The sequence below is a fragment of the Mariniflexile sp. genome (genome assembly GCF_052728615.1).
Map to the genome: position 1 here is coordinate 1 of NZ_JBFVFE010000060.1, position 23,794 is coordinate 23,794.

Sequence of the window (23,794 nt, forward strand, 5' to 3'; positions counted from 1 at the left end):
ATGTTAATAAAATTACTTAAATTGTTAATGAAGCACTGTTTTATGCAAAACCGATATATTTGCTACTGATTAGTTACCTTTAATTAATTTGTGATATTTATTGTTATCTACTTGATTGAGTATTTCTGCGGTCACAACGGTTGTTTTTTGGGTGTCTATTTATCGATAATTAAGTTTGTTTTTTGCATACAAACCAGTTGCTTATGGTTATTGACATTCAGCAGAACTCAGGGTCGATGTGACTTTTACTTAAAAATTAAACTTATTTTTCTATTTTTATTCTTTCACAAATTTCTATTTTTTCATCAAAAAGTTGACATATATTAAATTTAAGAATATCCTTAATATGGTTCGTTACACTAGTGTCAGGTTCAATTTTTTTTCGGCCATTATAGCCTACTATAGTATAAGGTGTGTGGTTATAATCGTATTCTATATGTATCAAAGAACTTTTTAAAGTAACCTTTTCACTTGCTATGGTAAATGTTCCGACATGTTTTTTTTCTAAAATTTTAAAAAATAGATTTCGTATGTAAAAGCTTTTAGGAAGGTTGCCGATTTCTAATTCATTCCATTCTGTGTCATCTTTTCCTATTCTTCTTTGGCCATCAATGAAAAAATTGAAATTCAATTTTTCAATTAAAGCAATAATATTATCCTCCGTTAAATAATCAATACTGTTTTTTTTCTGTAAAATATTTTCGTCTAAATCTTTTAATTCATTTTCATGATCTATGTAAAGGTTTAGAATGTTTACAATATGAATAATATCACTTAAAACATCGTAAGAGTGATTATTATTAATGGTTAAAACTTTCTTTTCCTCGAAATTTTTTGAATAAACAACAATGGTAAATTCTGAAGTATTGGAGCTATGAAAACTAAGACTTTTAATCAGCACATACATTACTGATATAGGACATGGGTAAAATATTTTCTCAGCTGTTAAATAACCTGGGGTATAATTTAGCTTGGAGTTATAAAAGTCTATTTCTTCGGTTTTAATTACAGGTGTGCTAGATTTAGTCCAAATGAATTCAGATTCATAATGGCATTGGTTGAATTGATTGATTTTATTTATGTTTTGTAGATATTGATACCAAATTTCTCTGCTCATCAGGAATTATATTTATACAAAAATAAACAAAATAGGATTATACTTAAAGAATTAGTACTTATGTTTAAAACCTTAGAAACCCCGCTACCGCTAAGCTCTGCTTAGTGGCGGTATGAGTAAGTGTAAAGTAATTTATTTCTGTAGTTTGTAGTTAGTACGACACTCGCAATAGCGATTGAAGCGGCATCCTTTTTTGCCATTAAAAGCAAAAAAGATACAGCGGAAAGCGCGGTGCTTTAGCAATTGCCCAAATAATAAAAGTTAAAAAGAACATTATTGTTTTCATGATTTTGAGATACCTTCCCGATAGCTATCGGGATTCGCAGGAATTAATTCAACTTAAACATCACATTTTCACTCTCCAACTCATTCAACAACTCTTGAGATACTTTTACTTTTTGCTTTCTACTGGGCATTTGTAGTTTTATTTGATCTTTACTATCATAAACCACAAAATTAAGCATCTGGCTACCGGGGTGCATTTGCAACAATTCCTTTAACTTTAAAATTTTGGTTTCCTTTAAATCGTCTATATTTATTTGGATGGATAATTTTTTGGCATAATTTTCCATCACATCATGCAGTAATTGGAAACTATTAAACTGAAGTCTTGGTTCGCTTTTTTTCCCGGTGTCTTTATTTATCCAACCCTCGCGGATTAAGGTTTTAACGAATACGAAGTTGTTCTTCATTAAAAAGTGCCTGAACCTTAAATATTCTTCGCCAAAAATGCGAAACTCGAAACTATCGGTATAGTCTTCAACCGTAAATAATGCCCATCCTTTTCCTTGTTTGCTTATGCGGTGTTGCACATCGGTTACCACGCCACCAAAAACAAGCTCTCTATTTAAATAAGGACCCATATTTCTGAATACGGCTAAACTGGCATTGCAAAAGGTGTTCATTTCAATTTTAAAATCGTCCAACGGATGTCCCGAAATATAAATCCCGACCACTTCTTTTTCGCGCGCCAATTTTTCCATAGTGCCCCACTCTTCACAGGGTGGCACTTGGGGTTCCGCTATTTGTACATCGCTGGCATCGCCAAACAAACTCACTTGCGCCGAATTTTCATTATCTTGATGTTTAGCGCCGTATTTGATGGCTTTTTCCAAAAAGGTGATGCCATCACCATCATCATGAAAATACTGTGCACGGTGTGTGGTACCAAAACCATCAAAACCACCTGCCAATGCTAAATTTTCGAAGGCTTTTTTATTGGCAGCCCGTAAATCGATACGTTTCGCAAAATCGAAAATGGATTTATACGCCCCCTCTTTTTTTCTGTTATCGACTATGGTTATAACGGCGCCGTGGCCAACGCCTTTTATGGCGCCCATACCAAAACGCACTGCACCATCTTTATTTACTGAAAATTTATAATATGACTCGTTTACATCGGGCCCTAAAACATCCAACTTCATACGCTTACATTCTTCCATAAAGAAGGTAACCTGCTTGATGTCGTTCATGTTATTGGACAAAACCGCAGCCATATATTCCGCAGGGTAATGTGCTTTTAAATAAGCTGTTTGGTAAGCTATCCAAGCATAACAAGTGGAATGCGATTTATTGAAGGCGTAACTTGCAAAAGCTTCCCAGTCCTTCCAAACTTTTTCAAGTATTTTGGCATCGTGCCCATTAGCACTGGCTTGTTCCACAAACTTGGGCTTCATTTTATCGAGTACCGCAATTTGCTTTTTACCCATGGCTTTACGCAAAACATCGGCTTCACCTTTGGTAAATCCAGCTAAACTTTGAGACAACAACATCACCTGCTCTTGATATACCGTAATACCATAGGTTTCCTTTAGGTATTCTTCCATAGCGGGTAAATCGTATTCAATCGCTTCATCGCCATGTTTTCTACGGGTAAAACTTGGAATGTACTCCATAGGCCCGGGACGGTACAAAGCATTCATAGCAATTAAATCTTCAAAAACAGTCGGTTTTAACTCTTTAAGGTGTTTTTGCATGCCGGGAGACTCGTATTGGAACACCCCAACAGTTTCTCCTTTTTGAAATAGTTCATAGGTTTTTTCATCATCTAACGGAAACGTATCTGGGTCCAATAAAACACCGTGTTTTGCTTTGACGATTTTAACAGTGTCTTTAATAAGTGTCAAGGTTTTTAATCCCAAGAAATCCATCTTCAACAAACCTGCTTCTTCAACAACTGAGTTATCAAACTGCGTTACATACAAATCGGAATCTTTGGCGGTTGCTACTGGAACGAATTTGGTAATATCGTCTGGTGTAATGATAACGCCACAGGCATGAATACCTGTATTTCGTACCGAACCTTCAAGCGTTCTTGCTAAGTTTACGGTTTCGGCCTCTAAATCGCTTCCTTCGGAAATATTTAAAAGTTGGTTGACTTTTTCCAAATCTTCAGCTCTAAATTTACTGCTCAATTCCTTTTCACTTAAACCAAAAATTTTATTCAGTTTAGACATGGTTGGAATTAATTTCGCAATTCTATCCGCATCAAATAATGGCAAGTCTAAAACCCGCGCCGTATCGCGAATGGACGATTTTGCAGCCATCGTTCCATAGGTAATAATTTGAGCTACTTGATTGCTGCCATATTTTTTGATGACGTAATCCATCACACGACTTCTCCCTTCATCATCAAAATCAATATCGATATCGGGCATACTGATACGGTCGGGATTCAAAAAACGCTCAAAAAGCAAATCGTACTTCAGTGGGTCTATATTGGTAATCCATAAGCAATACGCCACCACCGAACCTGCAGCAGAACCACGCCCCGGACCCACGGAAACGTCCATGTTTCGGGCTTCACGGATAAAATCCTCTACAATTAAAAAGTACCCCGGATAGCCAGTGTTTTGAATAACACTCAATTCAAAATCGATACGTTCCTTTATTCCCTCTGTTAAATCTGGATAGCGTTTTTTTGCACCTTCATAAGTAATGTGTTTTAAATAGGCATTTTCTCCTCGCTTGCCCCCATCTTCTAAATCTTCTTCATTCTTAAATTCAACAGGAATATCAAAAGCGGGTAATAAAACTTCACGTGCCAATTCGTAAGCTTCCACTTTATCAACTACTTCTTGAATGTTGCTTATCGCTTCGGGAACATCCTTGAAAAGGGCTTTCATTTCTTCGGAAGACTTAAAAAAATACTCCTGATTTGGTAATCCGTAACGATACCCACGTCCGCGACCAATAGGTGTTGCTTGTTTTTCGCCATCTTTAACGCAGAGTAAAATATCGTGCGCATTCGCATCTTCTTTTTTACAATAATAAGTATTGTTGCTGGCTACCAATTTAACATCATGCTTTTTGGAAAGCTCGATTAAAACAGGGTTTACACGATTTTCATCTTCTTGATTGTGGCGCATCAGCTCGATATACAAATCGTCTCCAAACTGTTTTTTCCACCAAAGTAACGCCTCTTCTGCTTGGTTTTCGCCCACATTCAACACCTTACTTGGTACTTCGCCGTATAGATTTCCTGTTAAAACAATTAAATCCTCTTTATATTTTTCAACTAATTGCTTATCGATTCTTGGCAAATAATAAAATCCGTCAACAAAAGCGAGGGATGATAATTTTGCCAAATTGTGATAGCCATTTTTATTTTTAGCCAAAAACACAATTTGGTATCCATTGTCTTTTCTGGTTTTATCGGCATGATCCTCACAAACAAAAAATTCGCAACCAAGAATGGGTTTAATTTCGGTTGCTACAGCCCTTTTTCCCTCGGCAACAGCAGCCTCATTTTTAGCTTTTACCGCTTTATTATGATTGCCAACAGCTTTCACAAAGTGAAAAGCACCCATCATATTGGCATGGTCTGTTAACGCAACCGCCGGCATATTGTGTTGTGCCGCCACAGCTACCAAATCGGTCACGCTGATGGTGGATTGTAATACCGAAAATTGTGAGTGGTTATGCAAATGCACAAAATCAACTTCCTTTAAGTCGGATACATTTTGCTTTATCTCTTCGGTGGAAATGGTTTCAACCTGAACATTTTTAAGGCGTTCACGAATTTTAGCACTTTCCTTTTTAAGGTTGATATGCTTTAAACCAATGAGTTGAATCTCTTTAGGATTCTTTTCTTTAAACTTCTGAAAATAATCGGGTTGAACATCCAACTGTTCTTTAGTAAATTCCTCTAAACGTACTAACTCAAAAAAGCAACGCGTAGTTGCCTCCACATCGGCGGTGGCATTATGCGCTTCAGAAAACGGCACGTTAAATAAATGTTCGTGCAATTCGGTAAGTGTCGGTAATTTGAATTTTCCGTAACGCCCACCAGGAATCTGACATAAACTTGCCGTATGTTCGGTGCAGGTATCCAAAACGGGGAGTTCTTGCAATGGGTTTGCGACATCGGCACGCACAAATTCGGCACCCATGATATTTAGGTCGAACTTGACGTTCTGCCCAACCACAAATTTTGTTTTACTTAACGCATCATTAAATTTTTGTAAAACCTCGGCCAAAGGAATGCCCTGTTCTTGTGCTAATTCAGTTGAAATACCATGGATTTTCTCCGCATCATAAGGAATATTAAACCCGTCTGGTTGTACTAAATAATCTTGATGCTCGATACAGTTTCCTAACGCATCGTGCAATTGCCATGCAATTTGGGTACACCTTGGCCAATTATCGGTATCGGTAATGGGTGCGTCCCAACGTTTTGGTAATCCGGTAGTTTCGGTATCGAAGATTAAGTACATAAAAGCCCCTCTTTGTCTCCCCAAAAGGGAGAAATTTATAGCCTATAAAAATACATAGAAATAATACTTTTTTAATGGGAAGTTATCAAGAGTTTTGAACAAAAACTTTAAATGAGTTCATTATTAAAACATGTTCCTCCACTCCTGTTTTTTACAAGTTTTTTTTTCATACATGATTTAAATCATATTTTTCACTTTTCTTTTTTATAATTTTACGCCAAATTAATATTAAAAATCATATCATGAAAAAAACAACAAGGACCTTAGGGGTTTTGGCTTCTTTTTCTCTAACACTTTTTTTATCGAGCTGTTATAACGATGAAGTAAAAGATGCTGTAAGCGAAAATGTTTCCTTTGCAAACGACATTCAGCCAATATTTAACGCAAATTGTGTATCGTGCCACCCTTCAGATGCTCTACCAGATTTAAGCCCAGGCAACTCATATACCAGTTTATTGAGTATGGAAGGGATTGTTCCAGGAGATGCAGATGGAAGTGAATTAATGGAGATGCTTAATTTTGATCCCGAAGCAGACAATCCCATGCCTCCAGGAGGAGCGATGAGCTCTAAAAATATTAATTTAATAAGAGATTGGATCAACCAAGGCGCACTAAATAATTAACCTTTAAGAAAATAGACATGGAAAAATTAAAAATTATATTGATTGCCTTCTTCATACTGCCCTTGGGTGTTTTAGCACAGCAAACAGAAACAGATTCAATTATAGACAAACCACAGAGACCTGCATTCGAAAGTTCAACTCTTGTAGATAATCAAACAAATGTGGTAAATTTAAAAAATCAATTAGAAGTACAGCTGAACCATAGATTTGGCATTATAAATGGCGACAAAAATGATTTGGCCGGTTTTTGGGCACCTTCCAATATAAGAATCGGTCTTTCTTATGGTATAACAGATAGAATAACCGTAGGTTACGGAACTACAAAATATGACCGCTTGCAAGATTTTAATTTAAAAGCAGCCATTTTAAAACAATCCCGTTCTGATAAAATGCCTATAAGTCTAACTTATTATGGTAACGTAACTGTGAATGCAAAGAAAAATGAGAATTTTGATTTAAACCGAGATAGATATTCCTATTTTAATCAATTGATCATTGCCAGACGTTTTAGCCCAAAGGTTTCTTTACAGATAGCTCCCAGTATTTCGCACTATAATTTAGTAGAGTCTTATATGGATAACAATAGAGTAGCCGTGGCTTTTGGTGGCCGTGTCAAAATAAGTGAGAACACGTCTTTTATGTTGGATTATAGCCAGCCTATTACACAATTTGGTGATGATCCGGACAGACCTACTTTTGATACAAACCTTCCAGGAGTGAGTGCTGGATTTGAATTTTCAACCTCTGGCCATGCGTTCCAATTATTCATTACTAATTTCAATGGCATCGTTCCCCAAAAGAATTATATGTTTAACCAAAACGATTTCTTTAAAGGCGATTTCTTAATTGGGTTTAATATTACAAGAAGATATAATTTTTAATGTAGGAATTGTTAATTATGCGTAAATAGCCGATTTTTTTATCGGCTATTTATCTTAACTTTATCTTTTAAACAGTTATTTTTACTAAAAAGAACCCTTGTAGTATAGTTTAATCCTTAATAGTTACAAAATGAAAAAGTTGAACACCGACAAAAATCACATTTCAAGAAGAAATATCCTTCCAATTTTAGGTGGAAGCCTGTTACTCCCTTTTTTGGGGTTTGGATCTAATGTTACAGATTCGTCTGAAACAGAAGACAATGGGGAATATAAAATTTTATTAAGAAAAGACGGCACAACAGTAAAAGTTAAGACTAGTACCTTAAAGGCTTTAAAATCTGAAGAGAAAAATATTTCCAACAATTCTTTGTATAACTGGCTTAAAGATAAATTCTGAACTTAATATCCATGATGATGAGCAAAAATGAAGATAACAATAGCACCCGGAGAAATTTTATAAGCAAAGGCCTAAGGCTCGGATTATTAACAGCCATTGGCGGAACAGCCATTGCTAAATCTCTCGTAGATGAAGAAATGGTTGAATTGATGGACACTGATGGCAATTTAATTAAAGTCCCCGTTGCAAAGGTCGAGGAACATTCAAGTTTAAAAGGAGACGATTATAATGTTCGGGAAGGATTTCCTAATAAAAAATTCGTCATGGTCGTCGATTTGTCACGTTGCAGAAATGCTAAACAATGTGTTAAGTCCTGTAATAAGAACCATTTTATAACTGGTGATAATGCTTGGTTGAAGATCTATAATATGCAAGACAATGAAACGTCTTCCCCTTATTGGATGCCACAATTATGCCACCATTGTGATAACCCACCTTGTGTTAAGGTATGTCCTGTTGACGCTACTTTTAAACGAAGGGACGGCATAGTACTAATTGACAATGAACGATGTATAGGTTGCCGATTTTGTATGGCGGCCTGTCCTTATTCTGTAAGGGTATTTAATTGGAACGAACCTCAGCAAGGTGAAATGAGTGAAATAACCATGACCATGGAGCACGGCGATCAAATGGACCATTCCGCTGGCTATACGCCAGACTATGCTGGTATGCCAAGCGTTAAAGGAACCGTGGACAAATGTGATTTTTGCGCTCACATGGTTGATCAAAAACTTGTGCCACACTGTGTAGCGGCCTGTCCTAACAATGTGTACTTTTTTGGCGATCTATATGAAGATACCGTTACTAATGGCGACGAGACCTATCAATTAAGCAAATTATTAAAAGATAAAGCTGGATATAGACTCCTGGAAGATTTAGGCACGGCGCCTAGTGTGTACTATTTGCCTCCAAAAGATAGGCAGCAAGACTACGAGGTTGGTTTAAAATATTATACAGAGTTTGAATCTGTTGAAAAACCTGGGAAATCATGAAAAGTTTTGAAAATTTAACAAATGATTTAGCACCTAAAAAGTTTGGTCTCTATGGCAAATTATGGGTTGGCTTTTTATTAATTGTAATCTTCGCAGGTGTTTATGGATATTATCAACAATTTACAAAAGGTTTAGTAATAACCGGTATGCGTGATTATGTGTTATGGGGAATCTACATTTCTAACTTTGTGTTTTTTGTAGCTATAAGTTTAGTGGGGTCCTTAATAACCGCTATTTTAAGATTATCTGGTGTAACTTGGGCAACACCGCTTACAAGAATTGCTGAAATAATAGCAGTTGCCGCCATCATTATGGGAGGATTGACCATTATTATAGACATGGGACGTCCCGATAGAATTTATAATTTATTTTTACACGGAAGATTACAGTCTCCAATTGTTTGGGACGTAATTGTGGTAACTACCTATTTAACCATAAGTTTATTGTTACTTTTTTTTCCATTACTTCCTGATTTTAAAATTTTGTCAGATAAATTTCAAAGCAATAAAAAACTCTCGAATATTTACAAAAAGCTTTCCTTAAACTGGAACGGGAATTTCCACCAACGACGTATCTATAATTGGTCTATTAAAACCTTGTCAGTTTTAATAATTCCCGTGGCCTTTGGTATCCATACGGTAACTTCTTGGTTGTTTGCAGCAACTTACAGACCAGGCTGGGACAGCTCAAATTTTGGCCCTTATTTTATTGCTGGTGCATTTGTGGCAGGTGCTGCTGCCGTAATTGCTGTGATGTATGTTTTACGAAGAACACATAACTTACAAGAATACATAACTGATTTCCATTTCGATATTATGGGAAAATTGCTCGTGCTATTGATATTAGTGTACCTTTATTTTAATGTAAATGAGTACTTGGTACCAGCCTTAAAAATGACCAAAGGGGAATCTGAACATTTAAATGCATTATTTACCGGCGAAGAATCCTATCTATTTTGGACTGTAATTTTAGGAGGGTTGGTTATACCTACCATATTGTTATTGTTTAAAAAAATGCGCAAACCATTACCTATGTTCATTATAGGGATCGCCGTTGTTGTTGGAGCTTGGTGGAAACGATATATCATTGTTGTTCCAACCTTACTACATCCATTCTTGCCAATACAAGGCGTGCCTAAATCGTGGCATAGTTATAGCCCAACTCCCCTTGAATGGTTAATTACGTGGGGAACTTTAGCGGGCGCCCTACTTATTGTAACCTTATTGGTAAGATATGTTCCTGTCATCCCTATACATGAAATCGCTGAAGAAAGAGGCATTGTAGAACCTAAAGAAATCATAACTGATGAAAAATAATAAACTTAAAAACAGTTTAAGGTTACTGTTATGTGTTATACTGATTGCTTGTTCCAATGGCCGTTTATATGCTCAAGCAAAAAAACAACAAGCCAGAATATCCGTTTCTTTTATTAAGGAAGGAAATTCAAAACACTTAAAAATTTCTGGAAAATATAAGGATGGTAAAGAATTTAAACTTGCCGAAGGATTGGATTTAGAGGTTTATCAAGTTTTTGAAAATGACAGTTTAGTGCTTTTGGATACTGCCATTCTTAACAAAAAAGGAATTGCTGAAGTTGATGTAAACAAAGTTTTTCAAAATGAATTAGATCAATATACTTTTGAGATCATTCACGAAAATTCGGAAAAATTCAAAAAAGCATCTAGTGACCTAAGCATTCAAATTGCTAATTTAGAAACGAATTTAGAAACGAATGGCGATGATGGGCATACCATTGTAGCAAAACTTACCAATGCCAAAAATGAACCAATCGAAGGCTCCGCATTGAAAGTTCAACTACAGCGTTTGTTTGCTCCTTTGTCAGTAGGTGAAGGAATTTATATTACAGATGAAAATGGCACGATTAATGTTCCTATAACCCAAAAAATGCCTGGTTTAGATGGTAAATTAAATTATGAAGTGATTTTGGCAGATAGTGAGGATTATGGAACCATTAAATCCGTCATTGAAACCAATATCGGAAAACCAATCGTAGATCTATCTACTTTTGACGAACGCACCATGTGGTCGCCACCAGCAAAAGCGCCTTGGGCAGATTTAATAATTCCAAATTTACTGATTTTGGGTATCTGGGGGACCTTAGTTATATTAGTAATCAATTTATTTAAAATTTCAAAACACAAAAACTCTTAAATCATGAAAAAAAACAAAAACATTGTACTTTTATTAAGTGCCATTATTTTAGCACTTTATTCTTTTAGCTCTATAACCCAAGACAAATGGATAGTCCCAAAAGAATATCAAAGCAAGAAAAACCCGACGAACGCAAAAGATAAAGCAAATTTAGCTGTAGGAAAATCATTGTTTTCTAAACATTGCCAGTCTTGCCACGGTAAAGAAGGGTATGGCGATGGCCCAAAAGCAGCTGAACAAAAAGGCGACTTAGGTGACTTTTCCAGTGACGCCACACAATCCCAAACCGATGGTGCATTATTTTACAAAATGACCGAAGGCAGAAATGATATGCCAAGCTTTAAGAAAAAAATGCCTGATGACGAAGACAGATGGTTAATTGTTAATTATTTGAGAACATTAAAAGAATGATTTTTTATCCAAGTTCATAGAGAACTGGTTTAAACTTTTTCAATTGGCTGCAAAATGATATTTTTCACTCACTTTTTGTCTTTTTTTCATTCCGTAACAATGCTATGAAGTTAAAAAAAGCCTTCAATTGAGCAAAAAAACCCCTTTCCGATAGCTATCGGGATTTCGCTTCAATCAAAAAAGTTTAAACCACTTCAGAGTAAAAAAAGGCCGAACATTTTGTTCGGCTTTTTTGATGTAAACCTAATCTTTAAAGGCAATTATAACGGTGTTACAAATGCTACAAAATAGGATTATTGCCATTATCTATACTAATGTTGTGTTACTAGCTTTATATTAAATCAGCATGCCGTTTTTTTTTTAACATTTTTTAGAGCTTTACTTAACGTGAATAATGGATAACCCTATTGAGCCGAAAATGTCCCTTTCCCAAACCTAAAGGGTGATACATTTTAAACATTTCAGGAATTTTTCCTCCCTTTATGGAGGAGAAATAAAAATTCAATCTTAATTTTCTTATCCGTTATTCACGTTAAGTTATTATGGGGAAATAACGAGGTTCTCTAAATTTTTCACATAAAACAGCCAGAATATTCAAATATTATGTTGGCCACCAATCAAGCCATGAAACGAGCATGTTAAAAGCATTATCACCCAACGAAATGATTAATAGCGAACAGCCCCGATAGCTATCCGGGATGACCGATAAAAAACAAATAATATAAACACATGAAACTTCCATAACGAGTTTTTGATACCAACGGAATGATTATATGGAAGAACCATGTGACCGATAAAAAACAAATGATATAAACACATGAAAAAAATAATGGTTAAAAACCAAATTTCAATATCTTTAGAATACATAGATTGCTTCATCTCCAATGAGACCGCTTTCTTGGATATTTAAATTTATTACCATTTAATGCCGATTTTTATTTATAAATAATTGGATTTTCATACTTTTAGCTTTGAACTCATTTAAACTTTTTGGATTGGCTAAAAAAGTTTAAATAAGTTCGTCAACTAAATGTATGGCATGAAATTCAAATTATTTTTATTCGCTCTTATATCCGCTCTTTTTAATTGTAAAGCACAACAGCTACCATTGTACGTTGGTACTTATACCGATGGAGACAGCGAAGGCATTTACAAAATGCAATTCAATGCTAAAACAGGAACACTTAGCGATAAACAATTAGCCATAGCTATTGAAAACCCTTCTTTTATTACATTTTCCCCAGATAAAAAATTTATTTATGCTGTTGGTGAGGGGAGTTCTAGTGCGGTAACTGCTTTAAAAGTTAAAATGGATGGAACACTCAAATTCGTAAACAAAGTAAGCAGTGAAGGCAAGGGGCCGTGCTATGTTTCCGTTAATGGCTCGGGAAACAAAGCCGTTGTTTCTAACTATGTAGGTGGCACCATGGCTTTATATAACATCAATGCGGATGGAAGTTTAAATAATGCCTCTCAGGTTTTCGATCATAATACAGCAGAACAAAAATCGCATGCGCATTCCGCACAATTTTATGGAAACGACCTTTATTCTTCAGATTTAGGCAGGAATGCGGTTTATCTCTATCAAACCAAAGATGGTAAAGCTTACGAATTAAAAACACCTTCCATTGTTGAAATGACCGAAAATGCTGGTCCTAGACATTTTTCATTAACCAAAGATGGGCAGTTTATATACATTATAAATGAATATGCCAGCACTATTACATCTGCCAAAAAAGTTGACGGCCATTTTGAACTTATCAACCACACATCAACCCTATCAGATGAGTATAAGGGCCATAATTCGTCCGCCGATATTCATTTGTCAAAAGACGAAACCTTTTTATATGGCTCCAATAGAGGTGAAAACTCGATAGCTGTTTTTAAACGAGACGTAAAAACGGGCATGATTGAAAAAATACAAAACATGAATGTCCATGGTGACTGGCCACGAAACTTTACGCTAGATCCTTCGGGCAAATTTTTATTGGTTGCCAATCAAAAAAGCCATAACATTTCTGTCTTTAACATCGAACCGTCCACTGGAAAACTGAGTTTTTTACAGGATGTAAAAGTGACTTCTCCCGTCTGTTTATTGTTTTAAAAAAAATCCGTTTCAAAACAAAAATAAAGCATTGACAATTAGGAATAAAAGATTATCTTTGCGCCCTTATTAATAACCGAGGTCGAGAACCTCAAATAATTAATTATTATGCCAGTAAAAATTAGATTACAAAGACACGGTAAAAAAGGAAAACCTTTTTATTGGATTGTTGCAGCGGATACCCGCTCAAAAAGAGATGGTAAATATCTTGAAAAATTAGGTGTTTACAATCCAAACACAAACCCAGCAACTATAGATTTAAACGTTGATGGTGCTGTACAATGGTTACAAAATGGTGCCCAACCAACTGACACCGCTAAAGCTATTTTATCGTACAAAGGGGCTTTATTGAAAAAACATCTTGCTGGTGGTGTTAGAAAAGGTGCTTTAACAGAAGAACAAGCCGAAGCAAAATTTACCACTTGGTTAGATGAAAAAGCTGGTAAAGTGGGCTCTAAAACAGATGGTTTGGCAAAAGAACAAGCTGAAGCTAAAGCAAAAGCTTTAGAAGCTGAAAAAGCTGCCAATACTGCTAGAATTGCTGCCGCTGCTCCTGTTGTTGAAGAGGAAGTTGCTGAAGAAGTAGTAGAAGCTACCACTGAAGAGGCTACTGAAACTGCTGAGGTTGTTGTTGAAGAAACACCAAAAGATGCCACTGATGAAGCTACCAAACCTGAAAAAGAGGTTGTTAAAGAAACAGCAGAAGATGCTGCAACTGAAGAAGCTCCAGAAGTAAAAGAAGAAGAATAAAAAAATGATTTTTTATACTTTTAAACTCCGATAGATGTATCGGAGTTTTTTGTATCTAAAAATGTCACATCGAGCGCAGTCGAGATGTCATTAATTTAATGTTTAATAGTTCTCGGACTGCGCTCGAACAGGCAAAACAGATAGATTCCGGCCTTCTCGGGAATGAAAAAAATATGTTTCAATGAAAAAAGAAGATTGTTTTTACTTAGGTAAAATTGTATCAAAATATAGTTTTAAAGGTGAACTTTTAATTAAGTTGGATACAGACCAACCCGAACTATACGAAGATTTGGACGCTATGTTCATTGAGGTCCGCAACACATTGATCCCTTTTTTTATCGAAAGTTCGCAACTGCATAAATCGAATTTATTGCGGGTGCAATTTGAAGATGTTACCAATGAAGCCGATGCCGATGCCTTAATAAAAAGTGATGTGTATTTACCTATCGAATTATTACCGAAACTTGAAGGCAACAAATTCTATTTTCACGAAGTTATTGGTTTTACCATGCAAGATATCAATTATGGTAAAGTGGGCACCATAGTAAGCATTAACGACTCCACCGCACAAGCCTTGTTTGAAGTTGAAAATAACGGAAAGGAAATACTGATACCTATGAACGATGCCTTTATTGACAAGGTAGATAGAAAAACAAAAACCATTTTTGTTAAAACTCCAGAAGGATTGATCGATTTATATTTGTAATCTATGTTGTCCGATAGAGAATCAAGACCGCTTCGCTGTTAGAATAAAGACTTGGTAGTAACTAACAGATAGACACACTAATTATTTTTTAAAACTAGTCCAAAAGTCTGGTAATTGAGGAAACACCCTAAAATAGAACCAATGATAATCTGTAAACATTTTTATCGGATAACAATATTTATAACCTGAATTGCATATAAAAAGAGGGGCTGATTTTTTAAAAATCAGCCCCTCTTTTTTGTCCATTAACTTTCTGCTACGCAACAAATTGTTCTCTACTTTTCATAGCATTCATATTACTATAAATAGTATCGCGTTGTTTTACCAATATTTTGCATGTGCTTAATGGCAAGTTAATTTCCCTGAGCAATTCGTTGTACTTTTCGATGCTTAATTCTTTCAACCTATAAACTTCTTCCATCAATTCATCTTCATTATTCAATAGAAGAAAATTTTTGAAATTCATCGAAATTCTATATAAATCACTGCTCAACATCCCTAAAAACTTGGGGGTACCTTCTAACTTTTCAATTTCCCCTCTCAACTTTCTACCAAATTCATTTCTTTCAAAACCTCTTTCTCTAAAAAATGTTTTTAAATGGGATTCTGTAGCTAAATCAAGAGCTTCTAAATAAACCTTCTCAACTTCATAATTCATTACCAACAAATTATTTAGCATTCCTAAAATTTTTTCTGAAAACTTCATATAAATAATCTTTAGCTTAGCATTTTCAATAAATTATTTAAAGATGCGTATTGCGTTCACATCTGCATTGCAATATTAATAGCGTAATACATACAAACTTATTTTTTAACATAGTTTAATACTTATTAAGCTATTTTAACGGATTCTTTTTAATGTTTTTCTTAAATTATTAACACAAAACACATGTCCAACAAGCCATTCAAATTCAAGCAATTCGAGATTCAACAAGATAAATGTGCCATGAAAATTGGTACGGATGCTGTTTTGTTGGGCGCTTGGGCATCTGTTGAAAACCATCCATTTTCTATTTTGGATATTGGTGCTGGCACAGGAATTTTATCATTAATGTTAGCACAAAGAAGTGGTGCGGAGCTTATTGATGCCATAGAAATTGATGATGGTGCCTACGGGCAATGTGTGGATAATTTTGAAACATCGCCTTGGGGCGACCGACTTTTCTGTTACCATGCCTCTTTAGAGGAATTTGTTGATGAAATTGATGATAAATACGATTTGATAATTTCAAACCCGCCGTTTTATTCTCCCTCTCTGCCTTCGGCATCTCTGCCAAAGGGAGAGAAAACAAAATCCTCCGCAAGAAAAACAGCCCGGTTTAACGATGCTATGCCTTTTGGGCATTTAGTTGAAAGTGCTTCAAAACTACTGTCTGAAAACGGTATTTTTTCGGTCATCGTTCCTTTCAATGAAGAACCTACATTTACTGAATTAGCTGCGGCATCCAATCTTTTTCCAAAACGAGTGCTTCGTGTAAAAGGGAACCCAAATTCAGAATTTAAACGAAGTCTTATAGAATTTTCTTTCCGCGTTCCCGATAGCCATCTGGAAGAAATGAAAATTGACATGCTTATCATTGAAACAGAACGCCATCAATACACCGAAGATTATACAAATCTGACCAAAGATTTCTATTTAAAAATGTGATGGAACAATAAGATTTAATTAAATTTGAAGAATTATAATGATGAATTCATAAAAAAACACATCAATTGTTGATTATTTTCTTTTGAATGAATCAAGACACTCAAAATTAATGTCACGAACGGTAGTGAACTCCATCTGTCATTAATTTAAAATAAAATGACCAAATGAAGCCAGATTTATTTGAAGCACCAGACTATTATAACTTAGACGAACTCCTTTCTGAAGAACACAAATTGGTTAGAAATGCGGCGCGTGAATGGGTAAAACGTGAAGTTTCTCCCATAATTGAAGACTACGCGCAAAAAGCGGAATTTCCAAAACAGATCATTAATGGTTTGGCGGAAATTGGTGCTTTTGGCCCTTATATTCCTATGGAATATGGTGGCGCCGGGTTGGATCAAATCAGTTATGGGTTGATTATGCAGGAAATTGAACGTGGCGATTCTGGTATTCGCTCTACGGCCTCGGTACAATCCTCTTTGGTCATGTATCCCCTCTGGAAATATGGTAACGAAGCACAGCGTAAAAAATACCTGCCAAAATTGGCAAGTGGCGAATGGATGGGCTGTTTTGGATTAACCGAACCCGACCACGGCAGTAACCCTGGAAACATGGTTACCAATTTTAAGGACAAAGGCGATCATTATCTTTTAAATGGTGCCAAAATGTGGATCAGTAACGCACCATTTGCGCAAGTTGCCGTGGTTTGGGCGAAAGATGAAAGCGGACGCATACACGGATTATTGGTAGAACGCGGCATGGAAGGATTTACAACCCCGGAAACCCATAATAAATGGTCGTTAAGAGCCTCTGCCACTGGCGAACTTATTTTTGATAATGTTAAAGTTCCCAAAGAAAACCTATTGCCAAATAAATCGGGGTTGGGAGCACCACTCGGTTGTTTGGATTCGGCACGTTATGGCATTGCTTGGGGCGCTATTGGAGCTGCCATGGATTGTTATGATACCGCCCTTCGCTACAGTAAAGAGCGCATGCAATTTGGAAAACCCATCGGGCAGTTTCAACTTCAACAGAAAAAATTAGCCGAAATGATTACCGAAATTACCAAAGCCCAATTATTAGCTTGGAGATTGGGTGTTTTGCGCAATGACGGAAAAGCAACCTCCGCACAAATATCGATGGCAAAGCGCAACAATGTGGATATGGCAATCCATATTGCAAGAGAGGCAAGACAAATACTTGGCGGCATGGGCATTACCGGTGAGTATTCTGTAATGCGGCATGCCATGAACCTGGAAAGTGTGATAACTTATGAAGGCACGCACGATATCCATTTGCTCATTACCGGTTTCGATATAACAGGGTTAAATGCTTTTAAATAAGCAAATAATTTGCATTTAATTATCCCTACTGAAACGATTATTTTTAAGCAAAGTCTTTTAGATACTCAAAAATCTTTGTGATCCCTATAGCTGCCGGGACGTGTAAAATTTTGTGAACCTTTGTGAAATTACTATCACACAAAACACACCAAGAGGCACAAAATACACAAAGCAAAATCTTCTCAATAAAGAGCTTACTATAAATAACATAAAACCATTTTTAAAAGCATTTGTCCTAAAAATTATTTTTCACAAAACCCTAAATGCGCTAATTCCGTATATTTATATAAAAAAGAAAATGAAAAGCACTTGGCACTTGGTATTATTTTATACGCTAATTTCTTTTGCATGCAGCAATGTTGATAATGATGTTATAGATGAACCATTAAATGAAGAAACACCTATGGAAATTGATGAACCTGTTGTTGGCACTAAATCTAAAAACATCAAAATTTTAGCATTGGGGGATAGTTACACCATTGGACAAAGTGTTTGTGAAACCTGTAGATTCCCTGAGCAGTTAAAAGACAATTTAAAATTGAAATTTGATGCGACTTACAGTTTTGATCTGGAAATTATCGCCCAAACCGGGTGGACTACCAGCAATTTAAAAAGTGCTATAAACGCCCAAGATCCAGCAGCAAATAAAGATTTGGTAACTCTATTGATTGGCGTAAACAATCAATATCAAAACAATCCTTTTTCGTTATATGAACAAGAATTTCCAGAACTTGTTCAAACAGCAAAACGTTTGGCTAAAGGAAATATAAATAACGTGATTGTTGTTTCCATCCCCGATTATGCCTACACAACTTTTGGAGGTGGAAATAAATCCATTACTGATGCCATTGACAAATACAATGCTTTTGCTAAAAATTATTGTTTACAGAATGGTATTGATTTTGTAAACATAACCGATATTACCCGAATGGGACTTCAAGACACCGATCTTGTGGCTTCAGACGGCTTGCATCCTTCAAAATTAGCGTACAGTAAGTTTGTTGAACGCATACTCCCTATTGCTGTTCAAAAGCTTAAAGACTAATTGCTTTTTGAAAAGTATTTCAATTTAAAATGCCATTTGCTTACGTTTTTCCTTTCAAATAAAAAATTTAGACAATAACTGATTTTCGACAGGTTTTTAAAATAATTCCTAACTTAACTTTGGTATTTTAAAACAAATTATTTAACCTTTTTAAAGCTATGCAAGAATCAAGAAAAGACATTGTACAATTTATCAATTTACAATTAGCAGCTCTAGGACAGCCTATTTACAAAGATCGTGAAGATAGTGACAAAAAATTTTGCGACCCTAAATTTGAAGCGCTCACCGCTGGATTGATAAAGAGTGTTCGTGAAAGATCCAGATTATTGGCAAACCACCATTGTCCTGCAGATTCGAGAATTCAAAATTTTATAGATGATTATCTGAAAGAGGTTACAATCAATAAATCTTACAAACTGCCTAACAATACATTAATATTATCTAAGAAAGGGCACGCTAGAGAAGTAAGTTTGCCTCCTAACGGCAATTCCTTTAAAAGCGAATTGGTTACATCCAATAGAATAAAACAAGGCATTTTAAACAATCCGCTACATGATAAAAGAACCACAAAAGGCACTTTCCATATCGTAGAAGGTGATTTGCCTGTACCATTGGATAAAAAAGAAGTCCCTAAAATTGTTTTCGCACACTTTTTAAATGCGGCCTTTAATCCGTCGGACGATTTAAAAATCCTTCCCTTTACAAGCAACCAAGAAAACAAGGCAAAAACCATGGTATCTATGCTATTAAGACCCATTGTTTGTCCTGAAGTACAAGGCGTTATTGCCAAAAAAACCATGGAAGTCCGTTTTTTTGTGCCCGGTAACTTGGTAAGCAATTTAGATTTTGTGGAGTCTATTTTTGGTAATGCAGGAGACCCCAATTTAGCACAAAACGATGCCGCACTGGACACCGAGCATTGGACAGGACATACGGGATGCATTGTTTTAGCACCCCAATTGCTAACCCTTAAAAAGAAAGATGTTGGATTGCCCCACTTGGACGACGCAACAGAACGTCAAAAAAAAGATGGGATGTTTTGGACAGATGCCAACGAAAATTATAATGATGGCAGTGCTTTTAAAATTACATGTAGGGACGATAGAGGTGTAGTAGTTACCTTGATAGCCGATAATTATTACGGGTATTCCAAAAAAGAAATCAAGACCCAAATTAGCTACTCTGCAAATTTATTTGGTTTGGTTGAAGAGGAGCACGCTGGAGGCGCCATGGCTTTTGCAAGAAGAGTTATGGGGGATACCTTAGATGGTAGGGATTACTCTGAATTCCATGATAATAAGCATACTTTTGAAGAGGTTAAAACACTTTTAGGAAACCATATTGAGGTCATGCCTGAAAATTATGCCGTAGACAAAAAATACTCCAATATTGTTTACATTCCAGAATTTTCTTATGTAAACACCAATACCAATAGCATTACTTGGAAACATGATGGTAAAGACCAAAAATTAACCTTATCGCCATATAAAACCTACGTACATCCTACCGGAAATAAATTCAGATTGGAAAAACACAAGAGCATTAATTTATGGCGCATTGTCGATACGTTTGCAGAAGGCATTTTTTGCCATAAACCCTGTACCGTATCTGGGGGTGGAAAGTCTGAAATTTCAAAATCCATGCAAAACGCCATTACCTACAATACGTTTAACATCCATGACATTGACGAAGATTTTAAAAAAGCAGATGAAATAATAGAATTCAATTATTCTACGCGTTGGAAAACCAAAGACCCCAATAGGCCCAAATCGAGGCATTTTTTAAGCGAGGACAGAACCTTGAGCTCGGCGGTAAAACTGCTTACCCCTTCAGAAGAGAACTCAGATGAATTCAACGAATTTTTAGGTAATATCCCCGTACACATTCGGTCGTTGGTGCTTTTCGTAAAACGGTTGTACAGACAAGCACATGGTGCTTTAACATGGAAAGATTATATGTCCGTAGAAATCGTCAATGGGCAAAAAGGAACGGGTCTTATGTATAACCATACTCCTGTTGTGGGTAGTTATGTACGCATTGGGTTCAATCAAAAAGGAAACTGGATGCTAAACAAATTGCGGTCTGATTTTTCTCCTTGTGAAAAAATCCAAACTGAAGATGATATTACAGCTTCAATAACATTGCCAAGAGAACAACTGAAAAACCTCAACCCGGAATACACCAATAAAAGCGTCAAAATACTGACCAATTGCGAAGCGCATTTGTTCCAAAGACCCGATGAAGCCGTTGTAAGAGGTTATGATAAAAATGCAGAGTTGGATATTGTTTCAAACGGACGCTTTTTAACAAATTATGAACTGTTGAAAAAAGCCGATGCCATTGCTATTTATGAAGATACCATCAACTTTGACAAATACACGCAACCCGTTAAAGACTTCATTGCAAGTATTGTAAACAGCAACAATGAAGAAGAATATTTTGTACTGCCATCACACACCAGAATTGTAGATGGTGAGCCCACTGCAAATCCCCGTTATTTGGAACCAAGCAGACATATTGAAGAAACGGAGGCAAGTTATTTGGCAGATACGGGCGTCCGATTGCTTAGAAAAATAAAACGTGATGAGCTTGTTATCCATGTGGTAAACGCGGTACTTCCCGGCAGAAGAAACAACCCGGTTGATAAGGCTGCGGGCATTCGGCCGTTGGCGGTGTACAACCCAATCCACTACCAAGAAACACCCGAATTGTTTATGGATTTTATTTGCAGTTTAACAGGTAAGTCGCCATCAACCACCGGAGCAGGTTCAGAGGGCGCATTAACCAAAGCCCCGTTTAATATGCTAACACCGACTACCGATTTGAACAATGCATTATTATCGCATATTTTAACGGAATCCAACGGGTTCAGTACCGCAGCAGGGTATGTAGGTGCCGAAAACAAGATAGACCATGACGTAAGTTTACTGATCCCGGAAATTTGGGCACGATTGGAACCACGGGATAGAGATCCTAAAGAACTGATTGCAAACGGTTCCTTAGAAAAATTAGATGATTTTAAGTACGATGGCGAAACCATATTGGCAAGCAGATTAGGGTACAGAATTACGAAAACCTTTGCGCTAAGATGCATGAACAGATTGTTTGATGAACCCACCGCTGTTTTTAACGAACGCATGCTAAAACCTGAAATTCAAGGGATTGAAGATTATGTGGATGGTATCAAGAATATTGTGGAAGCCCAACAAAAAGTGGCTTTAAGCTATTTTGAAGATGGCAGTGTTGGGGCGGCCATACCTCCTTTAAAAATATTATTGCACATTATGGCGCATGGCAACTACCAAGAAAAAACCATTGACAGCCCAGAACTACGCCAGTATTTTGACAGGAATTATGTATTGCAGAGCGATTGGTACAAACAAAGATTGGTTTTAAAACAGCAAAAGGACCTGCGATTTTATGATTCTCAAATAGCCTATTTGGAAGCCTTTATCAGCAACCCTAACAACGATATTTTAGTTGAAGAAATGACTATTGAAGATCGACTCAAATCAGTAAAGAAATCTTATAACCATGTAAAATCTCCTAAATATTTAGACGAATTGGTTGGCACCATAGGCGCAGATCCTCTGTATAGAAAGTGATTTTGTAAACTATCAAGAGGTTGAGATTTAAAAGAGTTGCTAATACAACATGCTAAACTCAGCAGTATCTGAATTTAAGTGAGATTCCATTAAATATGGACTCTTTAATAACAATTTAGACCAGTCAGGTTTTGAAAACCTGACTAGTCTTTTTTTTCTAATATTTTGTTTACATTTACTTCTATGTTTTCATCCAAAAAAAGATTAGATAACGCTTATAAAAACGCTAAAGTCGTTGCCTTTGATGACACGAGTAAATTTATATTGTTCAGTGATTGCCACCGGGGCGACAATAGTTTTGCCGACGATTTTGCCAACAACAGAAACATCTACTTTCATGCCCTAAAACATTACTACGCCAAAGGTTTTCAATATTTTGAGATTGGCGATGGTGACGAACTCTGGGAGAACCTCTCGTTTGAGCCTATTTTTGAAGCCCATAGAAATGTGTACATGCTCTTGCAACAATTCCATAAGGAAAACAGCCTGCACATGATATGGGGAAACCACGATATGGTTTACAGAAACCCAGAGTATGTAAAAAAGCACCTGACCACGTATTTTGATAAAAAATTAGGCATTGATGTCGATTTATTTCCGGGCATTGAATATCATGAAGGCATTATTCTAAAAAACAGTATTACAAACCAAGAAGTGTTTTTAACCCACGGGCATCAAGCCGATACGTGGAACTACCTGTTTTGGAAATGGAGCCGCTTTATGGTTCGGGTACTTTGGAAACCGTTGAACGTTATGGGAATTGCCGACCCTACAAGTCCTGCAAAAAACTACAGCGAATTGATAAAAGTAGAACGCAGGACCAAAAAATGGATTATTGAAAACAATAATTTAGTTACTGTTGTGGGCCACACGCACAGACCACGTTTTCCGGAACCTGGCGATATTGCGTTTTTTAACGATGGCAGTTGTGTTCACCCAAGAAGCATTACAGGTATAGAAATTGAAAACGGGCAAATTTCGCTTATTAAATGGCTTATAGATACGAATAATGATGGGGTGCTTCAAATAGTAAGAATATTGCTTGAAGGCCCGAGAAAATTGATTGCTTATAAAACAAATTCTTAGGTAATGGACCAGGGCAAACGCTTTTTTTAGGAACTTAATAATCTTTGTGGTCCCGAGCCATCGGAAGAGCCTCCCCACAATAGCGCATGTAGTTGATATTCGGTTGTTTTATGTCAAAATCTGGTTGTTCAGTGAAAGAAAACTGAAAAACAACTTTAGCACCTGGAAAGGAACTTATTTTTACATTAAAACCATAACC

Annotated in this window: 18 protein-coding genes; 15 read left to right on the top strand and 3 right to left on the bottom strand. The window is 36.3% G+C overall.

The window, feature by feature from the left end:
* Positions 1 to 262 precede the first annotated feature (262 nt).
* Complete coding sequence (locus ACU1LP_RS16395) at positions 263 to 1,117, bottom strand: hypothetical protein (protein WP_445736805.1); 855 nt, start codon at positions 1,115 to 1,117, stop codon at positions 263 to 265.
* 329 nt (positions 1,118 to 1,446) lie between these two features.
* On the bottom strand, positions 1,447 to 5,832 hold the full coding sequence (gene dnaE / locus ACU1LP_RS16400; RefSeq protein WP_445736806.1) for a DNA polymerase III subunit alpha: 4,386 nt from the start codon (positions 5,830 to 5,832) through the stop codon (positions 1,447 to 1,449).
* 242 nt (positions 5,833 to 6,074) lie between these two features.
* Here dnaE and ACU1LP_RS16405 point away from each other — a divergent pair, with 242 nt between their 5' ends.
* The 10 genes from ACU1LP_RS16405 (at position 6,075) to rimM (ending at position 14,868) form a co-directional block, all read left to right on the top strand.
* The gene (locus tag ACU1LP_RS16405) at positions 6,075 to 6,455 is read left to right on the top strand and encodes a hypothetical protein (RefSeq protein WP_445736807.1); all 381 of its coding nucleotides are present in this window, start codon (positions 6,075 to 6,077) and stop codon (positions 6,453 to 6,455) included.
* Positions 6,456 to 6,472: 17 nt separating this feature from the next.
* A complete protein-coding gene (locus tag ACU1LP_RS16410; protein WP_445736808.1) occupies positions 6,473 to 7,336 on the top strand; it encodes a DUF5777 family beta-barrel protein in 864 nt (287 codons plus the stop codon).
* Between the two features lie 130 nt (positions 7,337 to 7,466).
* Positions 7,467 to 7,733 carry a hypothetical protein gene (locus tag ACU1LP_RS16415; protein WP_445731320.1) on the top strand — a complete coding sequence of 89 codons (267 nt, stop codon included), beginning with the start codon at positions 7,467 to 7,469 and terminating at the stop codon, positions 7,731 to 7,733.
* Between the two features lie 11 nt (positions 7,734 to 7,744).
* Positions 7,745 to 8,725, top strand: a complete 981-nt coding sequence (locus ACU1LP_RS16420; RefSeq protein WP_445731319.1) for a 4Fe-4S dicluster domain-containing protein — start codon at positions 7,745 to 7,747, stop codon at positions 8,723 to 8,725.
* Positions 8,722 to 10,041 (top strand): NrfD/PsrC family molybdoenzyme membrane anchor subunit, encoded by a 1,320-nt coding sequence (nrfD, locus tag ACU1LP_RS16425; protein ID WP_445731318.1) that lies wholly within the window; start codon positions 8,722 to 8,724, stop codon positions 10,039 to 10,041. Before ACU1LP_RS16420 ends, nrfD begins: the two co-directional genes overlap by 4 nt.
* Positions 10,031 to 10,897, top strand: coding sequence for a hypothetical protein (locus ACU1LP_RS16430; RefSeq protein WP_445731317.1), 867 nt, complete (start codon positions 10,031 to 10,033; stop codon positions 10,895 to 10,897). Before nrfD ends, ACU1LP_RS16430 begins: the two co-directional genes overlap by 11 nt.
* A gap of 3 nt (positions 10,898 to 10,900) precedes the next feature.
* Entirely contained in the window at positions 10,901 to 11,308 is a 408-nt protein-coding gene (locus ACU1LP_RS16435) for a c-type cytochrome (protein WP_445731316.1), read from the top strand.
* 1,039 nt (positions 11,309 to 12,347) lie between these two features.
* The gene (locus ACU1LP_RS16440) at positions 12,348 to 13,412 is read left to right on the top strand and encodes a lactonase family protein (RefSeq protein ID WP_445731315.1); all 1,065 of its coding nucleotides are present in this window, start codon (positions 12,348 to 12,350) and stop codon (positions 13,410 to 13,412) included.
* A gap of 108 nt (positions 13,413 to 13,520) precedes the next feature.
* On the top strand, positions 13,521 to 14,162 hold the full coding sequence (locus ACU1LP_RS16445) for a 30S ribosomal protein S16 (RefSeq protein WP_445731314.1): 642 nt from the start codon (positions 13,521 to 13,523) through the stop codon (positions 14,160 to 14,162).
* A 181-nt stretch (positions 14,163 to 14,343) separates the two neighbouring features.
* The gene (rimM, locus tag ACU1LP_RS16450; RefSeq protein WP_445731313.1) at positions 14,344 to 14,868 is read left to right on the top strand and encodes a ribosome maturation factor RimM; all 525 of its coding nucleotides are present in this window, start codon (positions 14,344 to 14,346) and stop codon (positions 14,866 to 14,868) included.
* Positions 14,869 to 15,124: 256 nt separating this feature from the next.
* On the opposite strand, the gene ACU1LP_RS16455 is transcribed toward rimM, so the two are convergent.
* Positions 15,125 to 15,574 (bottom strand): DUF2383 domain-containing protein, encoded by a 450-nt coding sequence (locus ACU1LP_RS16455; protein ID WP_445731312.1) that lies wholly within the window; start codon positions 15,572 to 15,574, stop codon positions 15,125 to 15,127.
* 183 nt (positions 15,575 to 15,757) lie between these two features.
* Between ACU1LP_RS16455 and ACU1LP_RS16460 the strand changes: the two genes are divergently transcribed.
* The 5 genes from ACU1LP_RS16460 to ACU1LP_RS16480 all read left to right on the top strand — a co-directional run bounded on the left by ACU1LP_RS16460 (position 15,758) and on the right by ACU1LP_RS16480 (position 23,595).
* Positions 15,758 to 16,516, top strand: a complete 759-nt coding sequence (locus ACU1LP_RS16460; RefSeq protein WP_445736809.1) for a tRNA1(Val) (adenine(37)-N6)-methyltransferase — start codon at positions 15,758 to 15,760, stop codon at positions 16,514 to 16,516.
* A gap of 164 nt (positions 16,517 to 16,680) precedes the next feature.
* The gene (locus ACU1LP_RS16465) at positions 16,681 to 17,859 is read left to right on the top strand and encodes an acyl-CoA dehydrogenase family protein (protein ID WP_445736810.1); all 1,179 of its coding nucleotides are present in this window, start codon (positions 16,681 to 16,683) and stop codon (positions 17,857 to 17,859) included.
* A gap of 112 nt (positions 17,860 to 17,971) precedes the next feature.
* Positions 17,972 to 18,904, top strand: coding sequence for an SGNH/GDSL hydrolase family protein (locus tag ACU1LP_RS16470; protein ID WP_445736811.1), 933 nt, complete (start codon positions 17,972 to 17,974; stop codon positions 18,902 to 18,904).
* A gap of 158 nt (positions 18,905 to 19,062) precedes the next feature.
* Entirely contained in the window at positions 19,063 to 22,509 is a 3,447-nt protein-coding gene (locus tag ACU1LP_RS16475; RefSeq protein ID WP_445736812.1) for a hypothetical protein, read from the top strand.
* A 183-nt stretch (positions 22,510 to 22,692) separates the two neighbouring features.
* Positions 22,693 to 23,595: a metallophosphoesterase gene (locus tag ACU1LP_RS16480; protein ID WP_445736813.1), complete on the top strand. Its 903-nt coding sequence runs from the start codon at positions 22,693 to 22,695 to the stop codon at positions 23,593 to 23,595.
* Positions 23,596 to 23,794 lie beyond the last annotated feature (199 nt).

Coding starts and splice junctions, on each gene's coding strand:
- ACU1LP_RS16465 (WP_445736810.1), top strand. CDS start 16,681: ATGAAGCCAGATTTATTTGAAGCACCAGACTATTATAACTTAGACGAA.
- ACU1LP_RS16460 (WP_445736809.1), top strand. CDS start 15,758: ATGTCCAACAAGCCATTCAAATTCAAGCAATTCGAGATTCAACAAGAT.
- nrfD (WP_445731318.1), top strand. CDS start 8,722: ATGAAAAGTTTTGAAAATTTAACAAATGATTTAGCACCTAAAAAGTTT.
- dnaE (WP_445736806.1), bottom strand. CDS start 5,832: ATGTACTTAATCTTCGATACCGAAACTACCGGATTACCAAAACGTTGG.
- ACU1LP_RS16420 (WP_445731319.1), top strand. CDS start 7,745: ATGATGATGAGCAAAAATGAAGATAACAATAGCACCCGGAGAAATTTT.
- ACU1LP_RS16445 (WP_445731314.1), top strand. CDS start 13,521: ATGCCAGTAAAAATTAGATTACAAAGACACGGTAAAAAAGGAAAACCT.
- ACU1LP_RS16435 (WP_445731316.1), top strand. CDS start 10,901: ATGAAAAAAAACAAAAACATTGTACTTTTATTAAGTGCCATTATTTTA.
- ACU1LP_RS16410 (WP_445736808.1), top strand. CDS start 6,473: ATGGAAAAATTAAAAATTATATTGATTGCCTTCTTCATACTGCCCTTG.
- ACU1LP_RS16440 (WP_445731315.1), top strand. CDS start 12,348: ATGAAATTCAAATTATTTTTATTCGCTCTTATATCCGCTCTTTTTAAT.
- rimM (WP_445731313.1), top strand. CDS start 14,344: ATGAAAAAAGAAGATTGTTTTTACTTAGGTAAAATTGTATCAAAATAT.
- ACU1LP_RS16455 (WP_445731312.1), bottom strand. CDS start 15,574: ATGAAGTTTTCAGAAAAAATTTTAGGAATGCTAAATAATTTGTTGGTA.
- ACU1LP_RS16395 (WP_445736805.1), bottom strand. CDS start 1,117: ATGAGCAGAGAAATTTGGTATCAATATCTACAAAACATAAATAAAATC.
- ACU1LP_RS16415 (WP_445731320.1), top strand. CDS start 7,467: ATGAAAAAGTTGAACACCGACAAAAATCACATTTCAAGAAGAAATATC.
- ACU1LP_RS16405 (WP_445736807.1), top strand. CDS start 6,075: ATGAAAAAAACAACAAGGACCTTAGGGGTTTTGGCTTCTTTTTCTCTA.
- ACU1LP_RS16430 (WP_445731317.1), top strand. CDS start 10,031: ATGAAAAATAATAAACTTAAAAACAGTTTAAGGTTACTGTTATGTGTT.
- ACU1LP_RS16480 (WP_445736813.1), top strand. CDS start 22,693: ATGTTTTCATCCAAAAAAAGATTAGATAACGCTTATAAAAACGCTAAA.
- ACU1LP_RS16475 (WP_445736812.1), top strand. CDS start 19,063: ATGCAAGAATCAAGAAAAGACATTGTACAATTTATCAATTTACAATTA.